Genomic DNA, 18,987 nt, shown 5'->3' on the forward strand with positions numbered 1-18,987 from the left:
TCATTCGGTGGTGACCCGGCGGGCTTTCGCCGGCATGGCGATCTCGCTCACGGGTACGGCGGCGATCCTGCGCGATGGCCGTGGCGGTTGCGGCTTGAGCATGTCGGCCAGGCTGACTGCGCGCAGCGCGTTGTCCAGCACGTTGTTGACCAGCTGCCAGCTGCCGCGCACGCCGCACTGCGACTCGCGGTCGCACTGGCCTTCGGCCACGCTGCACTCGGTCATGCCAATCGGGCCTTCCAGCGCCTCGACGATCTCGGCCAGCGAGATCTCGCTGGCCGGCCGGGCCAGCCGGTAGCCGCCGTTGACGCCGCGGAACGACTCGACCAGCGCGGCATGGCTGAGCGCCTTCAGGAGCTTGCTTACCGTGGGCAGTTCCAGCCGCGCCTCGTCGGCGATCTGCACTGTGCTGAGCACCTCGGTCGGGTGCGCAGCGATGCAGGTCATCACCACGGTGGCGTAATCGGTCAGTCGGCTGACGCGGAGCATGGGGGCGCTCGGGCTGGATACTTGAATCGGGACTAAAATGGTACTGATTCGACACCGCGCGGTCAATGCCGCGGTGTTCACCGCCTCGTCACGACGCCGACGGATCGCTAAGCTGGCGCCATCCCTTTGCCCATGGTTGCCATGACCCCGATTCCCGACCGCGCCGCCGCCCGCCTCGCCTGGACCCGCCACGTGCTGGACGACGCCAGCCTGACCCTGGAATCCGCCTCGGCCGACGCCAGTTTCCGCAGCTATTGGCGCACCCGGCATGCCGGGCGCAGCTGGGTGGTGATGGACTCGCCGCCGGCGCAGGAGGATCCGCGGCCTTGGCTGGAAATTGGGACCCGGCTGTCCGCCGCCGGCCTGCACGTGCCGGCGGTGCAGGCACAGGACCTCGAACAGGGTTTCCTGCTGATCGAGGATCTCGGTTCGAGGTTGTACCTGCCCGCCCTGAACGACCACACGGTGGATGCGCTGTACGACGACGCGATGGACGCCCTGCTGCGCATGCAGCGCGACGTGGACACCGCCGGCATGCAGCCCTACGACCACGCCTTCCTGCAACGCGAGCTGGAGATCATGCCGGAGTGGTTTCTGCGGCGGCACCTGGGTTACACGCCCGAGTGCGAGGAATGGGACGTGCTGGAATCGGCGTTCACCGTGCTGCTGAAGAACGCGCTGGAGCAGCCACGCTGCTTCGTGCATCGCGACTACCACAGCCGCAACCTGCTGATCGTCGCGAGCAACAACCCCGGAATCATCGCGCCGGGGCTCTTGAGCCCCGGCATTATCGATTTTCAGGGAGCCTTGCTCGGCCCGATCACCTACGACCTCGCCTCCTTGCTGCGCGACTGCTACATCGTGTGGGATCGTGCCCGCGTGGAAGCCTGGGCCGAAAGTTATCGGCAGCGCCTGCAGGCCGCACGGCTGATCGCCGCGGACGTCGGCCGCGAACGCTTCCTGCGCTGGTTCGACCTGATCGGCCTGCAGCGCCACATCAAGGTGCTCGGCATCTTCTGCCGGCTGTGCTACCGCGACGGCAAGCACGGCTATCTCGACGACCTGCCCCGCGTGTACGACTACGTGGTCGACGTGGCCGGGCGCTACCCCGAGCTGGCCGATTTCGTGGCGCTGCTGCGGCGCCACGTCGGCGCGCGCGATCTGCGCTTGCCGGTGACCGCATGAGGCACGCGCTGATCTTCGCCGCCGGCCTCGGCGAGCGCATGCGTCCGCTGACCGACCGCACGCCCAAGCCGCTGCTGAACGTGGGCGGCAAGCCGCTGATCGTGTGGCACCTGGAGAAACTCGCCGCAGCCGGCGTGCATTACGTGGTGATCAACACCTCGCACCTGGCCGAACAGTTTCCCGATGCGCTCGGCGACGGTTCACGCTGGGGCCTGCGCATCCGCTACGCCTACGAAGGCCCGACGCCGCTGGAAACCGGCGGAGGCATGTTGAACGCGCTGCCGCTGCTCGGTTCAGAACCGTTCCTCGTGGTGAGTGGCGACGTGTGGTGCGATGCAGATTTCACCATCCTGCCCACCGAGCCTCGGGGCCTGGCGCATCTGCTGATGACGGACAATCCCGTGCATCATCCCCATGGCGATTTCCGGCTGGACGCACTAGGCCGATTGCACGACGACGGCGAACCTCGGCTCACCTACAGCGGTATCGGCGTGTTCCGCCGCGAGCTGCTGGACGGCTGGCCCGAGGCTGTCGGTGACGCGCCGGGCGCCGACGCGAAACCACCGCGCTTCAAGCTGCGGCCACTGCTGGAAGCGGCGATCGCGTGCGGAAGGGTCGATGGCTCGCATCATCGTGGCGCATGGACCGACGTCGGGACACCGGCGCGACTGGCGGAGCTGGAAGCGGAACTGCGCGGATAGCGCGCGCGGATGGTCTGAATAAAAAGGCCCGGTACAAACCGGGCCGTTTCTTTTTGTGGGGATTACCCCTTCTGCCCTGCGGGCATCTCCCCCTGCCTGCAGGGGGAGAGATCATCGGAATCGCCCGCGGAGCGGGCGATGATGACTTATGGCCTTCTTGCCAGTTCCGGATTTTCCTTGGTGACCGGCATCAGGTCCTTCTTCGACACGCCCAGCCACAGCAGGATCGGGCTGGCCACGAAGATCGAGGACAGCGTGCCGACCACGATGCCGATCAGCATGGTGACGGCGAAGCCGTGCACCGCGGTACCGCCGTAGAAGTACAGCGCGCCCATGGTGATGCCGGTGAACAGCGAGGTGATGATGGTTCGCGACAGCGTGTTGTTGATCGAGCGGTTGAGGATTTCCTCCGGCTCGGCCTTGCGCGCCAGCCGGAACAGCTCGCGGATACGGTCGAACACCACCACCTTGTCGTTGATCGAGTAACCGATCACCGCCAGCACCGAGGCCAGCACGGTCATGTCGAACTCGCGCTGCACCAGTGCCAGGATACCCAGCGTCACCAGCGTGTCATGGATTTCGGTGGCCACTGCGGCGATCGCGAAACGGCGCTCGAAGCGGATCCACAGGTAGGCCATGATGCCGAGGATCACGAACACCGCAGCGACGGTACCGTCGCTGCGCAATTCCTGACCCACCTGGGCGCTCACGTAGTCGCGACTCTTCAGCTTCGCGTCCGGACGGGACACGTGCAGCACCTTGATGACGTCGGCGGCGATGCGGTCGAGATTGAACTTGCCGACGGCATCGACGGCGCCGGGATCGTCCTTGGGTTGCAGGCGGATCGATACCTCACGGGTACCGCCCAGGCTCTGCACCATCGCGTTGTGGATGCCGCCCTTCTCGAGCGCGCCGCGCACCTCGGAGATTTCCACCGACCGCTCGTAGTCGATCACCATCGACACGCCGCCGGTGAAATCCAGGCCGTAGTTGAGGCCCTTGAACGCGATCAGTCCGATCGACGCGAGCATCAGCAGGATGGCCAGCGTCACGGTGTACTTGCGCATCCCCAGGAAGTGGATGTTGCTGTCGTGATTGAAAATTTCCATGGGGGTTCCTTAGACCGACAGCGTCTTGAGCTTGCGATGGCCGTGGATCGCCGCAGTGAACGCATGGGTCAGCGTCACCGAGGTGAACAACGAGGTCAGGATGCCGATCATCAGGGTCACGCCGAAGCCCTTGATCGCACCGGTACCCATCGTGGTCAGCGCCAGGGCGGCGATCAGGTGGGTGACGTTGGCATCGAGAATGGTCGACCAGGCCTTCTCGTAGCCGGCGCGGATCGAGGCGTGCGGGCTTGAACCGTTACGCAATTCCTCGCGCACGCGTTCGCAGATCAGCACGTTCGCGTCGATCGCCATGCCCAGGGTCAGCACGATGCCGGCCACGCCCGGCATGGTCAGGGTGACGCCGATCAGCGACATCACCGCCACCAGGACCACCAGGTTGAAGAACAGCGCGATATCCGCGACCAGGCCGAACAGTTTGTAGTAGATCGCCGCCGCCAGCAGCACCAGGGCCAGACCCAGCAGCACCGCCTTGAAGCCCTTGTCGATGTTGTCCTGGCCGAGGCTGGCGCCGATCACGCCTTCCTCGACGATGTCCATCGGCGCCGCCAGTGCGCCGCCCTTGAGCAGCAGGGCGAGGTCGGAGGCTTCCTTCGCGCTGCCCAGGCCGGTGGTCTGAAACTGCTTGCTGAAGGGGCTCTGGATGGTCGCGTCGTTGATCACCGTTTCGGTGACCTTGGGCACGCGCACTTCCTTGCCGTCGATCACCTTGGTCTCGTAGACCTGCTCAACGTACAGCACCGCCATCGGCTTGCCGACGTTGGCGTTGGTGAAGTCGCCCATCTTCTTGGCGCCGGCGGCGTTCAGGGTGACGTCGACCTTCGGCGTGCCGCTCTGCTGGTCGATGCCCGACGAGGCGTCCACCAGCTGGTTGCCGGTCACGATGATCTGCTTGCTCACCAGCACCGGCCGGTTGTCGCCGCGCATGTAGTACAGGTTCGCCTCCGGCGGGATGTTGCCGGTGCGCGCCGCCTCCACCGCGCGGGGATCGCCGGGCTGGCCGATACCGGGGCGATACTGCAGGGTGGCTACCGCGCCGATCAGCTTCTTCGCCTCGGTCGGATCCTGCACGCCGGCCAGCTCGACCACGATGCGGCTGTCGCCCTGCTGCTGGATCAGCGGCTCGGACACGCCCAGCGCATTGATGCGGTTGCGCAGCGTGCCCAGGTTCTGGGTGATCGCGCTGCGCGACAGCTCGCGCAGCTTTTCCGGCTTGATCACCACGTTCAGCACGAAGCGATCGCCGGTGCTGGCGCCATCGGCCACGTTGAGGTCGGTGTATTCGTTGCCGATCGCGTCGGACGCGGTCTTGCGGTCGGCGTCCGAACGCAGGATCACCGCGATGCCCTGGCCGCTTACCGGGCTGCGCGTGACCGACTCATAGCGGATGTTCCTGTCCCGCAGCAGGGAACGGATATCGTCCGCGTAGCTGTTTTCCTGCTTCTCGATCGAGTCCTTCTGGTCGACCTGCATCAGGAAGTGCACGCCGCCCTGCAAGTCCAGGCCCAGCGGCATCGAGCGGGCGCCGATCGCGCCCAGCCAGCCCGGCACGTTGGACTGCAGCTTGAACGCCACGGTGTAGCCGTCGCCCAGTACCGCCTTGATCTCGTCGGCGCCGCTCTTCTGCACGTCGGAGTTGGCGAACGTCGCCAGCAGGTGGTCGCCTTCCACGAACACGTCGGTGACCGCGATCTTCTTCGCCGTCAGCGCCGCCGTCACCTTCTGCTGCACCGCCTGGTTGATCGGCGGCGCGTCGCGGTTGGCCGTAACCTGCACGGCCGGCACCGGCGGGAATGCATTCGGCAACGCGTAGATGATGCCGAACAACATCACCAACGCGACCAGCGCGTACTTCCAGCGAGGAAAATCACTCATGCCTTGCATCCATCAAAGTCGCGGCAGCAGGCCGCGGCGGTAGCAACAATCGGGAAATGGCCGCGTGGGAGGGCACCGCCGCAAGCTGCCGGGCGGCGCCTCACACCCGTCCTCAGACGGATTTCAGCGAACCCTTGGGCAATACCTGCTGGACAGAACCCTTCTGCACCTTGACCTTCACGTTGGCCGCGATCTCGACCGTGATGAACGTCTCGCCCACTTCTTCCACGCGCCCGGCGATGCCGCCGTTGGTGACCACCTCGTCGCCCTTGGCCAGGCCGGCGATCAGCGCGCGATGCTCCTTCTGCCGCTTCATCTGCGGGCGGATCATCATGAAATACATCAGGCCGAACAGCACCACCATCATGATGATCATGGACATGCCGCCACCGGCGGGCTGCGGAGCAGCGGCCTGGGCGATCACGGGAGAGATCGGAAAACTCATGGATTTGTCTCGCAAGTTATGACGCCACCGAGGATTTCGGCCGGACGCCTGATAAAAGATTCCCGATTATGCCATGCACCTCCGGGCCGTGCACGGCGCCATCAGTTCCATCGCAGCCGGCCGGCCGATCACTACTGAGGGCGGGCAACGCCCGTTGCAAGGCCACCCCCGGCGGGCCCGGCCCCTACGAAATCAAGGCGCCCTGGCGGCGGGCGTAGAACTCCGCCACGAACGCCTCCAGCGTGCGGCGGGCGATCGCCTCGCGCAGGCCGGTCATCAGGCGCTGGTAGTAGCGCAGGTTGTGCATGGTGGCGAGCTGGCTGCCGAGGATTTCGTTGCAGCGGTCGAGGTGGCGCAGGTAGGCCCGGCTGAAACCGTGGCTGCAGGCGTAGCAGTCGCAACCTTCTTCGATCACGCCGGTATCGGCGGCGTACTTCGCGTTGCGGATGCGCAGCGTACCCGCAGCGGTGAACAGGAAGCCGTTGCGCGCGTTGCGGGTGGGCATCACGCAGTCGAACATGTCGACGCCGCGACGCACCGCCTCGACGATGTCCTCCGGCCGGCCCACGCCCATCAGGTAGCGCGGCTTGTCAGCCGGCAGCAGCGACACGGTGAAGTCCAGCGTGTGGTTGCGCTCGGCCTCCGGCTCGCCGACGGCGAGGCCGCCCACCGCATAGCCGTCGAAACCGATGTCCACCAGACCCGCTGCCGAACGCCGGCGCAGGTTCTCGTACACGCTGCCCTGCACGATACCGAACAGCGCATTGGGATTCTTCAGATCGTCAAAGGCCTGACGCGAGCGCCCGGCCCAGCGCAGCGACAGTTCCATCGAGTCCGACGCCACCTTCTCGGTGGCCGGATACGGCGTGCACTCGTCGAAGATCATCGCGATGTCCGAATCCAGCGTCTTCTGGATCCGCATCGACACTTCCGGCGACAGGAACACCTTCGAGCCGTCCACCGGCGAGGCGAAGGTCACGCCTTCCTCGGTGATCTTGCGCTTGTGCGCCAGTGAGAACACCTGGAAGCCGCCCGAGTCGGTGAGAATGGGTTTGTCCCAGCCGATGAACTTGTGCAGTCCGCCGAACTGCTCGACGATCTCCAGCCCCGGCCGCAGGAACAGGTGGAACGTATTGCCCAGGATGATCTCGGCGCCGACGTCGACGACGTCGCGCGGGGTCATCGCCTTGACCGAGCCATAGGTGCCCACCGGCATGAACGCCGGCGTCTCCACCGTGCCGCGGGCAAACGTGAGGCGGCCACGGCGGGCGGCGCCGTCGGTGGCGTGCAGATCGAACTGAAGGGAAGTCATCCAGCTATTATCGCGGGTTTGCCAAACTCCGCCCACCACCCGTAGGAGCCCGCGGGGGGATCAAAGGCCTTTGGGCAGGATCAGCATCGCGTCGCCATACGAGAAGAACCGGTAACGCTGCTCGACCGCATGCCGGTACGCGTCAAGCATGTATTCGCGCCCGGCCAGCGCGGACACCAGCATCAGCAGGGTCGACTGCGGCAGGTGGAAGTTGGTGAGCAGGCCGTCGACGCTGGTGAAACGGTAGCCGGGGAAGATGAAGATCTGCGTCTCGCCGGCGAACGGATGCAGCTCGCCGTCCTTGCTCGCGCTTTCCAGCGCACGCACCACGGTAGTGCCGACCGCGATCACCCGACCTCCCGCAGCGCGGGTGCGGCGGATCTGCCCGATCAGATGGGCGCCGACGTTGAGCCACTCCGTATGCATGTGATGATCCTTCAGGTCATCCACGCGCACCGGCTGGAAGGTGCCGGCGCCGACATGCAGGGTGACGTAGCCGAACTCGACGCCGCGCTCGCGCAGTTTGGCCAGGATTGCCTCGTCGAAGTGCAGGCCGGCGGTGGGCGCGGCGACCGCACCGGGTTCGCGTGCGAACACGGTCTGGTAGCGCTCCATGTCGCTGGCGTCGGCGTGCCGCTCGATATACGGCGGCAACGGCATTTCGCCCAGCTTCAGAAGCAGTTTTTCCAGCGGCTCCGGCGCCTCGAAACGCAGCCGGAAGAAACCTTCGTCGCGGCCCAGCACCACTGCATGGCTGCCGTCGGCCAGCTCGATCCGGCCGCCCTCCTTCGGCTTCTTGCTGACCCCGAGCTGCACGGTGGCCTCGTGCGCGCCGGTAACCCGCTCGATCAGGATCTCCACCGCGCCGCCGGTGTCCTTGCGCCCGTACAGCCGCGCCGGCAGCACACGGGTGTCGTTGAACACCAGCAGGTCGCCGGGACGCAGGAAGTCGGGCAGCTCGCGGAACATGCGGTCCTGGCGCGACTGCGCCGCCACGTCGAGCAGCAGCATGCGGCTGGCCGAACGCTCGGGCAGCGGGGCCTGCGCGATCAGCTCGGGCGGCAGTTCAAAATCGAAATCGGATTTCTTCAAGGGGGATTCGGCCAGCGCACGTAAGCGGACCATTATCCTGCAGCGGCGGCCTACAGCCAGCCTTTCTGTCGCGCCAACCGATACGCCTCGATGCGATTGGCGACGCCGAGCTTGCCGATCGCCTCGGAAAGATAATTGCGCACGGTGCCGTGCGACAGGTTCAGTTGCGCGGCGATGTCACCGGCAGACTGTCCTTCGCCAGCCAGACGCAACACCTGGCGCTCGCGGTCGTTTAGCGGATCGGCTTCGGACCACGCCTCCAGCGCCAGCTGTGGATCGATCGCGCGGCCGCCGCGATGCACCGCGCGCAATGCTTCGGCGAGGTTCTCGGCGGGGGCGTCCTTCAGCAGGTAGCCGGACACGCCGGCATCCAGCGCGCGGCGCAGGAACCCGGGGCGCGCGAAGGTGGTGACGATGACCACCTTGATCGGCAGTTCCTGGCGCTGGATGCGCTGCGCCAGCTCCAGGCCGGTCAGGCCGGGCATCTCGATGTCGGTGACCAGCACGTCGGGCTGGAGCCTTTGAATATCCCGCCACGCCGCTTCGCCGTCCGCGGACGAACCGAGCACCTCGATGTCGGATTCAAGCTTGAGCAGGGCCGAGAGTGCGCCCCGCACCATCGCCTGGTCTTCGGCCAGCAATACGCGAATCATGCCATCACCTGCTCGTCGAAAAAGGAAGGCGGGCCGGAGGACAGCGCCGCGCCGATCAAGCCGCAGGATATCCGGGTGTGGCCTGTGCCGACGATGCGGCTGCCTGCGGATGCCGCGGGGTCTCCACCAGGCGCAGCACCGGCACCGGCACGACCACCCGCAAACGCGTGCCGTTTCCCCGCGGCGACTCGACGCTCAGGCTGCCGCCCATGGCTCGCACGCGCTCGCGCATGCCGCTCATGCCGTTGCCGTCGCCGGCGATGCCGCCGCGGCCGTTGTCGCTGATCTGCATGCAGACGGCGGCTTGCTCCCGCACCAGCTCGATCCGCACGCGGCTGGCATCGGCATGACGGGCGACATTGGTGACCGCCTCGCGCAGCACCAGCGACAGGCCGCGCTCGATCTCGCCGGGCATGTCGAGCGGCGGCGAGCCGTACTCCAGATGCACGTGGGAGGATTCCAGCAGCAGGCGCGCCGCCGCCAGTTCGGCGGCCAGATCGGTGGCGCGGATGCCGGTGACCGCGCTGCGCACCTCGGCCAACGCGTGGCGCGCGACCTTCTCGGCCTCCTCCACTTCACGTTTGGCCGCGGCGACATCGCGGTCGAACAGCTTGCGCGACAACTCCAGCTTCAGCGTGATCAGCGACAAGGTGTGGCCGAGCAAGTCGTGCAGATCGCGTCCGATCCGTTCGCGCTCCGCCGTGGCGGCGAGCCGGCGCACCTCGTCGTGCGAGAGGCTGAGGGCCGCGTCCTTTTCATGGTGAATCTGCTCGACCGTGACGATGGTGCAGATGACGAACACCGTGACCGGCATGATCACCAGCAACGACTGCGGGTAGCCGATCCACCAGGCCAGCGCCACGTAGACGACGTTGAGCAGCAATATCTGGATCACATAGCTGCGGAAGTGCCGTATGTCGCCATGGCTCAGCATCACGCAGGCATACACGAAATAGCTGAGGCCACTGGGATACCAGCGCATCAGGCCGAAACACAGCGCCGCCATGCCCCACGCATAAAGATGCGCGCTCCGCCGCGGAGCCAACCGCAGCTTGGCGAACAGCAGCAGGAATACCGGATACGAGCCCAGCGTGCACAGCAGCCAGGTCAGGGTGTAGCCGCGCAGGCCGTTGTCGAACAGCGGCGTGATGAAGATCCACAACGACCACAGCAAGTGCACGCTGTCGGCCCATGGCGACTTGCCGCGGCGCAGGTCGTCGGCCACCGCGGAATCGGGGGCCGGCACAAACCATCGGGCAATGAAAGCGGGAGTCATGGCGTGGTTTGCCGCTGAAGGTTCGGTCTGCAGGACATGCTACTTCAACCGTGCCTGCGCAAGCGCCGCGCCGCCATCAGAAGAAATACCGCGGCAAAGCCGATCAGCACCAGCACATGGCCCAGCAGTGGCCCCTTGTTCATGCCCACCGCCGCCAGCGCCAGCATGTCCAGGTGATAACTCGGCCACACCGGCGCGATCTGCTGCAGGAACTTCGGCAGCATCGGCAGCGGAAACCACAGGCCGGACAGGAACGACATCGGCAGATAGATCAGCTGCAGCATGCCGGGTGCGCCCTGGCCCTTGATCAGGGTGCCGACGAACATGCCCAGTGCGCAGAACGGCAATACGCCGAGCATGCCGGTGAGCAGCAAGGCGGCGGCCTGGCTCAGGCTCAAGCTCACGTGGCCCAGGGTCAGCGCCATCGTCAGCAGCAACAGGATCACCACGCCAGCGGCGGCCATCGCCATCAGCATCTTGCCCAGCAGGTAGGCACCGGGCGGCATCGGCAGCGCGCGCTTAAATGTCAGCAACCCGCCGTCGCGCTCCAGCGCCAGCGACACGCCGAAGCCGAACAGGCCCGGGCTCATCACGCCGAACACGCCGTAGCTGGCCAGCAGGTAACGCGCCGCCTCGGCACCATTGGACTTCGCCATCAGCACGCCGAACAGCAGGTAGAACATCGCCGGGAACAGCATGATCGGCAGCATGAAGCCGGGGGCGCGCATGTAGCGCAGGCATTCGCTGCGCGCCTCCTCAAGATAAGCGCCGATGAGGCGGCCACGCGGCATCGCGGGTGCGGCGGAAAGCATGACGGTATTCATTTCAGGCAGCCTCGCGCTGATCGGTATCCGCAACCTCGTCGGCGTCGCGGGTGAGTTCGGTGAAGGCCTCGGCCAGGCCGGCGCGGTGCACCTCCAGTTCGCGCAGGTACGGGTCGGCAGCGAGCAGGTGACGCACCACGACTTCGGCTTCGGCCGCGGTGATGTGCAGCCGTTCGTTTTCCAAGCGTGCCTCATTGATTTCGGGCCAACCGCGCACCGTGTCGAGCGGCAAGCTGCTGCGGCAGCGGATGCGCTTCAGCGCCACCCGCGCGCGCAGCTCGTCGACCGTGCCTTCATGGACCATCCGGCCATGCGACATCACGCAGACGCGATCGGCCAGCGCCTCGGCCTCTTCCAGGTAATGCGTGGTCAGCAGCACCGAGCAGCCCTCGGCAATCAACTGGCGAATCGCCGCCCACAGCTTCCGCCGCGCCTCGATGTCCATGCCCACAGTGGGTTCGTCCAGGAACAGCAGCTCGGGCCGGCCGCACAGCGCCAACGCGAACTGCACGCGCCGCTGCTGGCCGCCGGAAAGTTTCGCGTAGGGCCGCTTGAGCAGATCGGTGACACCAGCCAGTTCGGCGCTTTCAGCCAGAGCCCGTGGCGCCGGGTAATAACTGGCGGTCAGCCGCAGCAGTTCACCGACCCGCAGCGTGGGCGGCAGCTCGGCGCTCTGCAGCATCACGCCGATGCGGCGGCGCGCCTCGATCCGCTGCGGGTCCTGGCCGAACAATTCGACCGTGCCGGCCTCGGCCCGGATCAGACCGAGCAGCAGGCCGATCGCGGTGGTCTTGCCGGCGCCGTTGGGGCCGAGCAGCGCCAGCAGTTCGCCGCGGTGCAGTTGCAGGTCGGCGCCATCCAGCGCGGTGAGCCGGCCGTAGCGCTTGATGGCGCCATCGAGGCTGGCAATGAGATCGTGGGAATGCGGCATGGGAATCCTCCGGTGCCGTGCATCGTGCGCGTGGCCAGCCGCGGCCGGCAGTCGCCGGCGTCAGCCATCCGGAGTGACAGCCGTCACCCATGGCCCCGGCACGGGGTTACGGCCATCGCCGCCGCAAGGTATCCTGTGAGGGATAAAGGCGCACCGGAAGCGCCCGTCCAGCGGCGTGAAACGCCTGAAAACATTGAGGAAGCGCCGGCTTTCGCGCTTCCCGCCACGCATTCACCAATTCCGCACAGGCACGGCATGCCGACCGGCGGAGCTACGGAGGATTCATCATGGGTGTGATCAACCAGCTGCGCGAACTGCGCGAATTCGGCGGCAAGCCGCGGACCACCGGCCTGGACGACGCCAGCATCGAGCGGATGGCGGCGAACGATCCCCTGCTGGGTCAGGCGATCACCGAAGCGGTGGCACGCCACCATGAATTGCGCGCCGAACTGGGCGACTTCCTGAAACTGGACGAAGCCGAACAGCTCACCCGGGTGCAGGCCGGCTTCGTCAATTTCTACCCGGACGACGCGATCAACCCGTACCTGCCGGCCGCCGCTCGCGGCCCGTGGGTCGTCACCCTGAAGGGTGCCGTGGTGCATGACAACGGCGGCTACGGCATGCTCGGCTTCGGCCACAACGACCCGGCGATCCTGGCCGCGCTGGCGCGCCCGCAGGTGATGGCGAACGTGATGTCGCCCAGCGTGTCGCAGTTGCGCTTCACCGCGGCGCTGGACAAGGAACTGGGCCGCCGCCGCGGCGGCAGCCCGTACGCGCGCTACCTGTGCCTGAACTCCGGTTCCGAGTCGGTCTCGCTGGCCTGCCGCATCGCCGACGTCAACGCCAAGGCGATGACCGATGCCGGCGCCCGCTACGCCGGCCGCACGATCAAGCGTCTGGCGGTGAAAGGCGCGTTCCACGGCCGCACCGAGGCGCCGGCGCTGTATTCCGATTCCAGCCGCAAGACCTATCAGCAGAACCTCGCCAGCTATCGCCACGAGGACACCCTGATCACCGTGGCGCCGTACGACGTGGCGCAGCTGGAGGCGGCGTTCGCCGACGCCGACAAGCACGGCTGGTTCATCGAGGCGATGTTCCTGGAGCCGGTGATGGGCGAAGGCGACCCGGGCCGCGCGGTGACGCCGGAGTTCTACAAGGCCGCGCGCGCGCTCACCGAATCGCACGGCACCCTGCTGCTGGTCGACTCGATCCAGGCCGGCCTGCGCGCACACGGCGTACTGTCGTTCGTCGACTACCCCGGCTTCGAGCAACTGCCGCCGCCGGACATGGAAACCTTCTCCAAGGCGCTCAACGCCGGCCAGTATCCGCTGTCGGTGCTGGCCGTCAGCGAACGCGCCGCCGGGCTGTACCGCAAAGGCATCTACGGCAACACCATGACCGCCAACCCGCGCGCGCTGGACGTGGCCCTGGCCACGCTGGGCGAACTCAGCGACGAGGTGCGCAACAACATCCGCGAGCGCGGCAAGGAATTCGTCGACAAGCTCAACACGCTGAAGAACGAACTGGGCGGCCTGATCACCAAGGTGCAGGGCACCGGCCTGCTGTTCTCCTGCGAACTGGCCGCTGAGTACAAGTGCTACGGCGCCGACTCCACCGAGGAATACATGCGCGAGCATGGCGTCGGCGTGATCCATGGCGGCGCCAACTCGCTGCGCTTCACCCCGCACTTCAACGTCACCAGCGCCGAGGTCGACCTGATCATCGCCCACGTGCGCAAGGCGCTGCTCGAAGGCCCGCGCAAAGCCAAGGCCGAGGCCGCCTGAGCGGCGGGAGCGTGGGCGGTAGAAACGTTCGCGGCGAAAAGTCCTCTGCGCGAGGACAGTTTTTCGGCGATTTGCCGGCCCATAGTGGTTCTATGGGCCAAGAAGCGACGGAAAAATGGACCGTGCAGAGGGCTTTGCAGCCCGAACGGCTTCTACCGCCCACGCTCCTGGCCCACACCGGCCGCGGCGATGCACGACACGTCGCCGCAGCTGAATACTTCATGCACGTAAGATCTTGCCGACTCCCGTGAGGGTTGCCCCCTGCATAGACTGATCCGGCCGGCAGCTGCCGGTCACCCAGGGAGGACTCACAATGTCACTGTCATTACGTCTGCTCGCCGTCAGCGCTGCCTTCGCCTTTGCCGGCGCCGCCTTCGCGGCCAGCCCGGCCGCCACCCCCGCCACCGCACCGGCTGCCAAGCCGCATACCGCCCAGCAGCAGCGCATGATCGACTGCAACAAGCAGGCGACCGGCAAGAAAGGCGCCGAGCGCAAGACCTTCATGAGCTCCTGCCTGAAAGGTGCAAGCACCGCAGCCGCGCCAGCGGCCAAGCCCACCCAGCAGGGCAAGATGGCAACCTGCAATGCCGACGCCAAGACCAAGGCGCTCAAGGGTGCCGAGCGCAAGGCCTTCATGAGCGAATGCCTGAAAGGCCACGCCGCCGCCTGATCCACCAGCCAGCCCGCGCACGCACGCCTGTGCGTGCGCGGGTGAAGCCGCTTCTCGCGCGCCCTGCGCCGCCCCTGAAGACAGTCACCCATGAAGATCGTCGAAGTGCGCCACCCGCTGATCCAGCACAAGCTCGGCCTGATGCGCCGCGCCGGCATCAGCACCAAGGAGTTCCGCGAGCTGGCCTCCGAGGTCGCCGCCCTGCTCACCTACGAGGCCACCAAGGACCTGGAGACCGTCGAGGAACAGATCCAGGGCTGGGCCGGTCCGCTGCAGGTGCAGCGGATCAAGGGCAAGAAGATCACCATCGTGCCGATCCTGCGTGCCGGCCTGGGCATGCTGCCCGGCGTGCTGGACCTGATCCCCGCTGCCAAGGTCAGCGTGGTCGGCCTGCAGCGCGACGAGCACACGCTGAAGCCGACGACCTACTACGAGAAACTCAGCGGCCGCATGGACGAACGCATCGCGCTGATCGTCGACCCGATGCTGGCCACTGCCGGCACCCTGATCGCCACCGTCGACATGCTCAAGGCGGCCGGCTGCAAGCGCATCAAGGGCCTGTTTCTCGTTGCCGCGCCGGAAGGCCTCGAGCGCGTCGAGGCGGTCCACCCCGACATCGAGATCTACACCGCCGCGATCGACGAACGCCTGAACGAACGCGGCTACATCCTGCCCGGCCTCGGCGACGCCGGCGACAAGATCTTCGGCACCAAGCAGCTGCCGGCGAGCGACTGAAGCGATTCCGGCAGCCGCCGGAGGTTCAGCGGCCGAAGCGGTCGGTCGCCTCCACCAGCTCGTGCACGATGCCCGGCTCGAACGCGGAATGGCCGGCGTCCTGCACGATGTGCAGGTCGGCCTCGGGCCAGGCGCGATGCAGGTCCCACGCGCTGCGCAGCGGGCAAACCACGTCGTAGCGGCCCTGCACGATCACCGCCGGGATGTTGCGGATGCGCCCGACGTTGCGCAGCAACTGGTCGTCGTGTTCGAAGAAGCCGCCGTTGACGAAGTAGTGGCACTCGATGCGCGCGAACGCCAGCGCGAACTCGTCCTCGGCGCTGGATTCGATGTGCGACTTGTCCTGCCACAGGAAACTGGTGGCGCCTTCCCACACCGACCAGGCGCGCGCCGCGTCGGTACGCGTCTTCGCATCGGTGCTGGTCAGGCGGCGGTGGTAGGCGCTCATCAGGTCGCCGCGCTCGACTTCGGGGATCGCGTTGAGATAGGTCTCCCACGCATCCGGATACAGCGCGTCGCAGCCCTTCTGGTAGAACCACTCCAGTTCCCAGCGGCGCAGCATGAAGATGCCGCGCAACACCAGTTCGCTGACCTTGTCCGGGTGCGTCTGCGCGTACGCCAGCGCCAGCGTGGAACCCCACGAACCGCCGAACACCTGCCAGCGGTCGACGCCCAGGTGCTCGCGTACGCGCTCGATGTCGGCGACCAGATCCCAGGTGGTGTTGTCGGTCAATTCCGCGTGCGGCGTGGACTTGCCGCAGCCGCGCTGGTCGAACAGCACGATGCGGTAGACCGCCGGATCGAAGAAGCGCCGGCACTTCGCATTGGTGCCGCCACCCGGGCCGCCATGCAGGAACACCACCGGCTTGCCGTTCGGGTTGCCGCTCTGCTCGTAGTACAGCGTGTGCAGCGGGGACACCGGCAGGAACCCGCTGTCGAACGGCTCGATTTCGGGATACAGCGAACGCAGCGGCGACGACGGCATGACGGCTCCTTCGAACCAACAGACAAGCCGCCAAGCCTAGCACGGGCGCGGCTTTGCGGGCTCTCAATCAGCCACGAACAGCTTGCCGGGATTGAGGATGCCGTTGGGATCGAACACCTTGCGCACGCCGTGCATCAGCGCGATTTCCGCCGCGCTGCGGGTGCTTTCCAGGTATGCCCGCTTGACCAGGCCGATGCCGTGCTCGGCCGAAATGCTGCCGCCGTGATGCTGCAGAGTCGCGGCCAGCAGTTTGGTGACGTGTTCGCACTGGGCGATGAACGCGTCCTCGGCCAGACCATCCGGGCGCAGCACGTTGATGTGCAGGTTGCCGTCGCCGATATGCCCGAACCAGACCACTTCGGCCTGTGGATACTCGCGCGCCAGCAGCGCCTGCATCTCGTGCAGAAACGCCGGCACCGCGCTGACCCGCACCGACACGTCGTTCTTGTACGGCCGCCGCGGCGCCAGGCTTTCGGTGATGCCTTCGCGCAGCCGCCACAACGCGGCGGCCTGCGCCTCGCTCTGCGCGATCACGCCATCGCCGATCCAGCCTTCCGCCATACCCTGCTCGAACGCGGCCAGCGCCGCCTCCTGCTGCCGCTCGTCGGCCGCGTCGAACTCGGTCACCACGTAGTACGGGTAGTCGCCATCGATAGCGCGCTGCGCGCCGTGCGCCAGCACGTGCCGCAAGGCATGATCGGTGAAGAACTCGAACGCCTGCAACGCCAGCCGCGCGCGAAACAGTGCGAACACCTGCATCAGCGCATCCATGTCCGGCAGCGCCAGCAGCATCACCTGCGACGGCGACGGCGGATCGGTCAGCCTCAGCGTGGCTTCGACCACGATGCCCAGCGTCCCCTCCGAGCCGATCAGCAACTGGCGGAAGTCGTAGCCGCTGGAGTTCTTGATCAGGCCGCGGTTGAGTTCGAGCAGCTCGCCGTTGCCGGTGACCACCTTCAGCCCGGCGATCCATTCGCGCGTGTTGCCGTAGCGGATCACCCGGATGCCGCCGGCATTGGTGGCGATGTTGCCGCCGATCGAGCAGGAGCCGCGCGCGGCGAAATCGACCGGATAGACCAGACCGTGCTGGCGTGCGGCTTCATGCACGTGTTGCAGGATCATCCCGGGTTGCACGGTGAGCGTGCGGTCGACCGCATTGAAATCCAGCACCCGGTTCATCCGCTCCAGGCTCAGCACCAGCTCGCCATTGGCCGCCACGGCGCCGCCGGACAGACCGGTGCGGCCGCCGGACGGCACGATCGCCACGCGCTGTTCGTTCGCCCAGCGCACGATGGCCTGCACCTCGTCCGCACTGGTCGGCAGCGCGATCGCCAGCGGCGCCGGGACCCAGCGGCGGGTCCAGTCGCGGCCGTAATGCTCCAGATCGGCAGGCGCGGTGAGCAGGCGCAGCTCGGGCAAACGGCGGGACAAATCGGCGAGACGGGGATCGGACATGCGGGGCTCCGGGATCATCCCCACAGCCTGCCAGCCGCGTCGTGCCGCGTCCAGTGTTGCAGTGCCGCAATCTGTCGCCGGCTCTGGCATAGTAGGCGCTCCACCCCAGCCAGGACCGACGCATGCAGACCTCCTACCCCCGCCAGGACATCAAGGTATTGCTGCTGGAGGGCGTCAGTGCCAGTGCGGTCGAGAACTTCCGCCGCGCCGGCTACAGCCAGGTCGAGTTGCATGCGAAATCGTTGCCGGAGGATGAGCTCAAGCGGCGCATCAGCGACGCGCACATCGTCGGCATCCGCTCGCGTACCCAGCTCACCGCCGAGGTGCTGGCACAGGCCAAGCGGCTGATCGCGGTGGGCTGCTTCTGCATCGGCACCAACCAGGTGGACCTGGGCGCGGCGCGCAAGCTCGGCGTGCCGGTGTTCAACGCGCCTTATTCCAACACCCGCAGCGTGGCCGAGCTGGTGATCGCCGAGGCGATCATGCTGCTGCGCGGCATCCCGCAGAAGAACGCGCTGTGCCACCGTGGCGGCTGGACCAAGTCGGCCAGCGGCAGCTACGAGACGCGCGACAAGGTGCTCGGCATCGTCGGCTACGGTCACATCGGCACCCAGGTCGGCGTGCTGGCCGAGAGCCTGGGCATGCGGGTGATCTTCCACGACATCGAGACCAAGCTGGCGCTGGGCAATGCACGCGCCGTGTCCAGCCTGGACGAACTGCTGGAACGCGCCGACGTGGTCACCCTGCACGTGCCGGAAACCCCCGCCACGCAGTTGATGATCCGCCGCGAGCAACTGGCGAAGATGCGCGCCGGCGCCATGCTGATCAACGCCTCGCGCGGCAGCGTGGTGGACATCGACGCGCTGGCCGCGGTGCTGCGCGCAGGCCACCTGGCCGGCGCCGCAGTCGATGTGTTTCCGCTCGAACCGAAAGGCAACGACGACCCCTTCGTCTCGCCGCTGATCGGCCTGGACAACGTGATCCTGACCCCGCACATCGGCGGCAGCACGCTGGAGGCGCAGGACAACATCGGCATCGAGGTGGCCAGCAAGCTGGTTCGCTACAGCGACAACGGCTCCACCCTGTCGGCGGTGAATTTCCCCGAAGTCGCCCTGCCCGAGCACCCGCACAGCCGCCGCCTGCTGCACATCCACCGCAACGTGCCAGGCACGCTGTCGCGCATCAACGAATTGTTCTCGGCCGGCAACATCAACATCGACGCGCAGTTCCTGCAGACCGATGGCGAAGTGGGCTACGTGGTGATCGACGTCAGCGCCGACGAAGCCCAGGCGAACGAACTGAAGACCAAGCTGGCGGCGATTCCCGGAACCTTGCGCAGCCGCGTGCTGTATTGAGGCGGGGATTCGGGATTAGGGATTAGGGATTCGGAAAAGCAACAGCGAAGCCGCAACTCAGCTCTTCCGAATCCCGAATCCCGAATGCCAAAT

18 protein-coding genes are annotated in these 18,987 nt (G+C 66.7%); 6 read left to right on the forward strand and 12 right to left on the reverse strand.

The genetic code is table 11. From position 1 onward, the window contains the following. Entirely contained in the window at positions 1–489 is a 489-nt protein-coding gene (locus ASG75_RS06150) for an SUF system Fe-S cluster assembly regulator (protein WP_056386671.1), read from the reverse strand. A 141-nt stretch (positions 490–630) separates the two neighbouring features. Here ASG75_RS06150 and ASG75_RS06155 point away from each other — a divergent pair, with 141 nt between their 5' ends. Continuing rightward, positions 631–1,674: a phosphotransferase gene (locus ASG75_RS06155; protein WP_056386673.1), complete on the forward strand. Its 1,044-nt coding sequence runs from the start codon at positions 631–633 to the stop codon at positions 1,672–1,674. Continuing rightward, positions 1,671–2,375 carry an N-acetylmuramate alpha-1-phosphate uridylyltransferase MurU gene (murU, locus tag ASG75_RS06160; RefSeq protein ID WP_056386675.1) on the forward strand — a complete coding sequence of 235 codons (705 nt, stop codon included), beginning with the start codon at positions 1,671–1,673 and terminating at the stop codon, positions 2,373–2,375. The genes ASG75_RS06155 and murU overlap by 4 nt, the downstream gene beginning before the upstream one ends. A gap of 146 nt (positions 2,376–2,521) precedes the next feature. Here murU and secF read toward each other — a convergent pair whose 3' ends face one another. The 9 genes from secF to ASG75_RS06205 form a co-directional block, all read right to left on the reverse strand. Further along, positions 2,522–3,484: a protein translocase subunit SecF gene (secF, locus tag ASG75_RS06165; RefSeq protein WP_056386677.1), complete on the reverse strand. Its 963-nt coding sequence runs from the start codon at positions 3,482–3,484 to the stop codon at positions 2,522–2,524. A gap of 9 nt (positions 3,485–3,493) precedes the next feature. Next, positions 3,494–5,377, reverse strand: coding sequence for a protein translocase subunit SecD (secD, locus tag ASG75_RS06170; RefSeq protein WP_056386679.1), 1,884 nt, complete (start codon positions 5,375–5,377; stop codon positions 3,494–3,496). Between the two features lie 112 nt (positions 5,378–5,489). Further along, a complete protein-coding gene (gene yajC / locus ASG75_RS06175; protein WP_056386681.1) occupies positions 5,490–5,822 on the reverse strand; it encodes a preprotein translocase subunit YajC in 333 nt (110 codons plus the stop codon). A 184-nt stretch (positions 5,823–6,006) separates the two neighbouring features. Continuing rightward, a complete protein-coding gene (tgt, locus tag ASG75_RS06180) occupies positions 6,007–7,134 on the reverse strand; it encodes a tRNA guanosine(34) transglycosylase Tgt (protein WP_056386683.1) in 1,128 nt (375 codons plus the stop codon). Between the two features lie 60 nt (positions 7,135–7,194). After that, entirely contained in the window at positions 7,195–8,226 is a 1,032-nt protein-coding gene (gene queA, locus ASG75_RS06185; RefSeq protein WP_056386685.1) for a tRNA preQ1(34) S-adenosylmethionine ribosyltransferase-isomerase QueA, read from the reverse strand. 50 nt (positions 8,227–8,276) lie between these two features. After that, the gene (locus tag ASG75_RS06190) at positions 8,277–8,879 is read right to left on the reverse strand and encodes a response regulator transcription factor (protein WP_056386687.1); all 603 of its coding nucleotides are present in this window, start codon (positions 8,877–8,879) and stop codon (positions 8,277–8,279) included. 55 nt (positions 8,880–8,934) lie between these two features. Next, positions 8,935–10,155 carry a sensor histidine kinase gene (locus ASG75_RS06195; RefSeq protein WP_056386688.1) on the reverse strand — a complete coding sequence of 407 codons (1,221 nt, stop codon included), beginning with the start codon at positions 10,153–10,155 and terminating at the stop codon, positions 8,935–8,937. 44 nt (positions 10,156–10,199) lie between these two features. Beyond that, positions 10,200–10,979 carry an ABC transporter permease gene (locus tag ASG75_RS06200; protein ID WP_056386689.1) on the reverse strand — a complete coding sequence of 260 codons (780 nt, stop codon included), beginning with the start codon at positions 10,977–10,979 and terminating at the stop codon, positions 10,200–10,202. Between the two features lies 1 nt (position 10,980). Beyond that, entirely contained in the window at positions 10,981–11,910 is a 930-nt protein-coding gene (locus ASG75_RS06205; protein WP_056386690.1) for an ABC transporter ATP-binding protein, read from the reverse strand. A gap of 287 nt (positions 11,911–12,197) precedes the next feature. On the opposite strand from ASG75_RS06205, the gene ASG75_RS06210 reads away from it, so the two are divergent. The 3 genes from ASG75_RS06210 to upp all read left to right on the forward strand — a co-directional run bounded on the left by ASG75_RS06210 (position 12,198) and on the right by upp (position 15,099). Further along, entirely contained in the window at positions 12,198–13,694 is a 1,497-nt protein-coding gene (locus ASG75_RS06210; RefSeq protein ID WP_056386692.1) for an aminotransferase class III-fold pyridoxal phosphate-dependent enzyme, read from the forward strand. A 313-nt stretch (positions 13,695–14,007) separates the two neighbouring features. Beyond that, entirely contained in the window at positions 14,008–14,364 is a 357-nt protein-coding gene (locus tag ASG75_RS06215; protein WP_056386694.1) for a PsiF family protein, read from the forward strand. 90 nt (positions 14,365–14,454) lie between these two features. Beyond that, positions 14,455–15,099: a uracil phosphoribosyltransferase gene (gene upp / locus ASG75_RS06220; protein ID WP_056386696.1), complete on the forward strand. Its 645-nt coding sequence runs from the start codon at positions 14,455–14,457 to the stop codon at positions 15,097–15,099. 25 nt (positions 15,100–15,124) lie between these two features. Here the strand turns inward: upp and pip are convergent, their stop codons facing one another. Both pip and ASG75_RS06230 read right to left on the reverse strand, forming a co-directional pair. Beyond that, positions 15,125–16,084, reverse strand: a complete 960-nt coding sequence (gene pip, locus ASG75_RS06225; protein WP_056386698.1) for a prolyl aminopeptidase — start codon at positions 16,082–16,084, stop codon at positions 15,125–15,127. A 63-nt stretch (positions 16,085–16,147) separates the two neighbouring features. Continuing rightward, positions 16,148–17,539, reverse strand: coding sequence for an FAD-binding oxidoreductase (locus tag ASG75_RS06230; protein ID WP_056386700.1), 1,392 nt, complete (start codon positions 17,537–17,539; stop codon positions 16,148–16,150). A gap of 122 nt (positions 17,540–17,661) precedes the next feature. Here ASG75_RS06230 and serA point away from each other — a divergent pair, with 122 nt between their 5' ends. Next, positions 17,662–18,894, forward strand: coding sequence for a phosphoglycerate dehydrogenase (gene serA / locus ASG75_RS06235; RefSeq protein ID WP_056386702.1), 1,233 nt, complete (start codon positions 17,662–17,664; stop codon positions 18,892–18,894). The last annotated feature ends 93 nt before the right edge of the window (positions 18,895–18,987 follow it).

This window comes from Rhodanobacter sp. Soil772 (assembly GCF_001428385.1).
Lineage (GTDB): Bacteria > Pseudomonadota > Gammaproteobacteria > Xanthomonadales > Rhodanobacteraceae > Rhodanobacter.

Bases quoted from the DNA above. Each gene is read 5' to 3' on its own strand.
- serA (WP_056386702.1), top strand. From the start codon at position 17,662: ATGCAGACCTCCTACCCCCGCCAGGACATCAAGGTATTGCTGCTGGAG.
- ASG75_RS06195 (WP_056386688.1), bottom strand. From the start codon at position 10,155: ATGACTCCCGCTTTCATTGCCCGATGGTTTGTGCCGGCCCCCGATTCC.
- secF (WP_056386677.1), bottom strand. From the start codon at position 3,484: ATGGAAATTTTCAATCACGACAGCAACATCCACTTCCTGGGGATGCGC.
- upp (WP_056386696.1), top strand. From the start codon at position 14,455: ATGAAGATCGTCGAAGTGCGCCACCCGCTGATCCAGCACAAGCTCGGC.
- ASG75_RS06150 (WP_056386671.1), bottom strand. From the start codon at position 489: ATGCTCCGCGTCAGCCGACTGACCGATTACGCCACCGTGGTGATGACC.
- ASG75_RS06190 (WP_056386687.1), bottom strand. From the start codon at position 8,879: ATGATTCGCGTATTGCTGGCCGAAGACCAGGCGATGGTGCGGGGCGCA.
- murU (WP_056386675.1), top strand. From the start codon at position 1,671: ATGAGGCACGCGCTGATCTTCGCCGCCGGCCTCGGCGAGCGCATGCGT.
- ASG75_RS06210 (WP_056386692.1), top strand. From the start codon at position 12,198: ATGGGTGTGATCAACCAGCTGCGCGAACTGCGCGAATTCGGCGGCAAG.
- ASG75_RS06230 (WP_056386700.1), bottom strand. From the start codon at position 17,539: ATGTCCGATCCCCGTCTCGCCGATTTGTCCCGCCGTTTGCCCGAGCTG.
- secD (WP_056386679.1), bottom strand. From the start codon at position 5,377: ATGAGTGATTTTCCTCGCTGGAAGTACGCGCTGGTCGCGTTGGTGATG.
- ASG75_RS06205 (WP_056386690.1), bottom strand. From the start codon at position 11,910: ATGCCGCATTCCCACGATCTCATTGCCAGCCTCGATGGCGCCATCAAG.
- yajC (WP_056386681.1), bottom strand. From the start codon at position 5,822: ATGAGTTTTCCGATCTCTCCCGTGATCGCCCAGGCCGCTGCTCCGCAG.
- ASG75_RS06155 (WP_056386673.1), top strand. From the start codon at position 631: ATGACCCCGATTCCCGACCGCGCCGCCGCCCGCCTCGCCTGGACCCGC.
- ASG75_RS06215 (WP_056386694.1), top strand. From the start codon at position 14,008: ATGTCACTGTCATTACGTCTGCTCGCCGTCAGCGCTGCCTTCGCCTTT.
- ASG75_RS06200 (WP_056386689.1), bottom strand. From the start codon at position 10,979: ATGAATACCGTCATGCTTTCCGCCGCACCCGCGATGCCGCGTGGCCGC.
- pip (WP_056386698.1), bottom strand. From the start codon at position 16,084: ATGCCGTCGTCGCCGCTGCGTTCGCTGTATCCCGAAATCGAGCCGTTC.
- tgt (WP_056386683.1), bottom strand. From the start codon at position 7,134: ATGACTTCCCTTCAGTTCGATCTGCACGCCACCGACGGCGCCGCCCGC.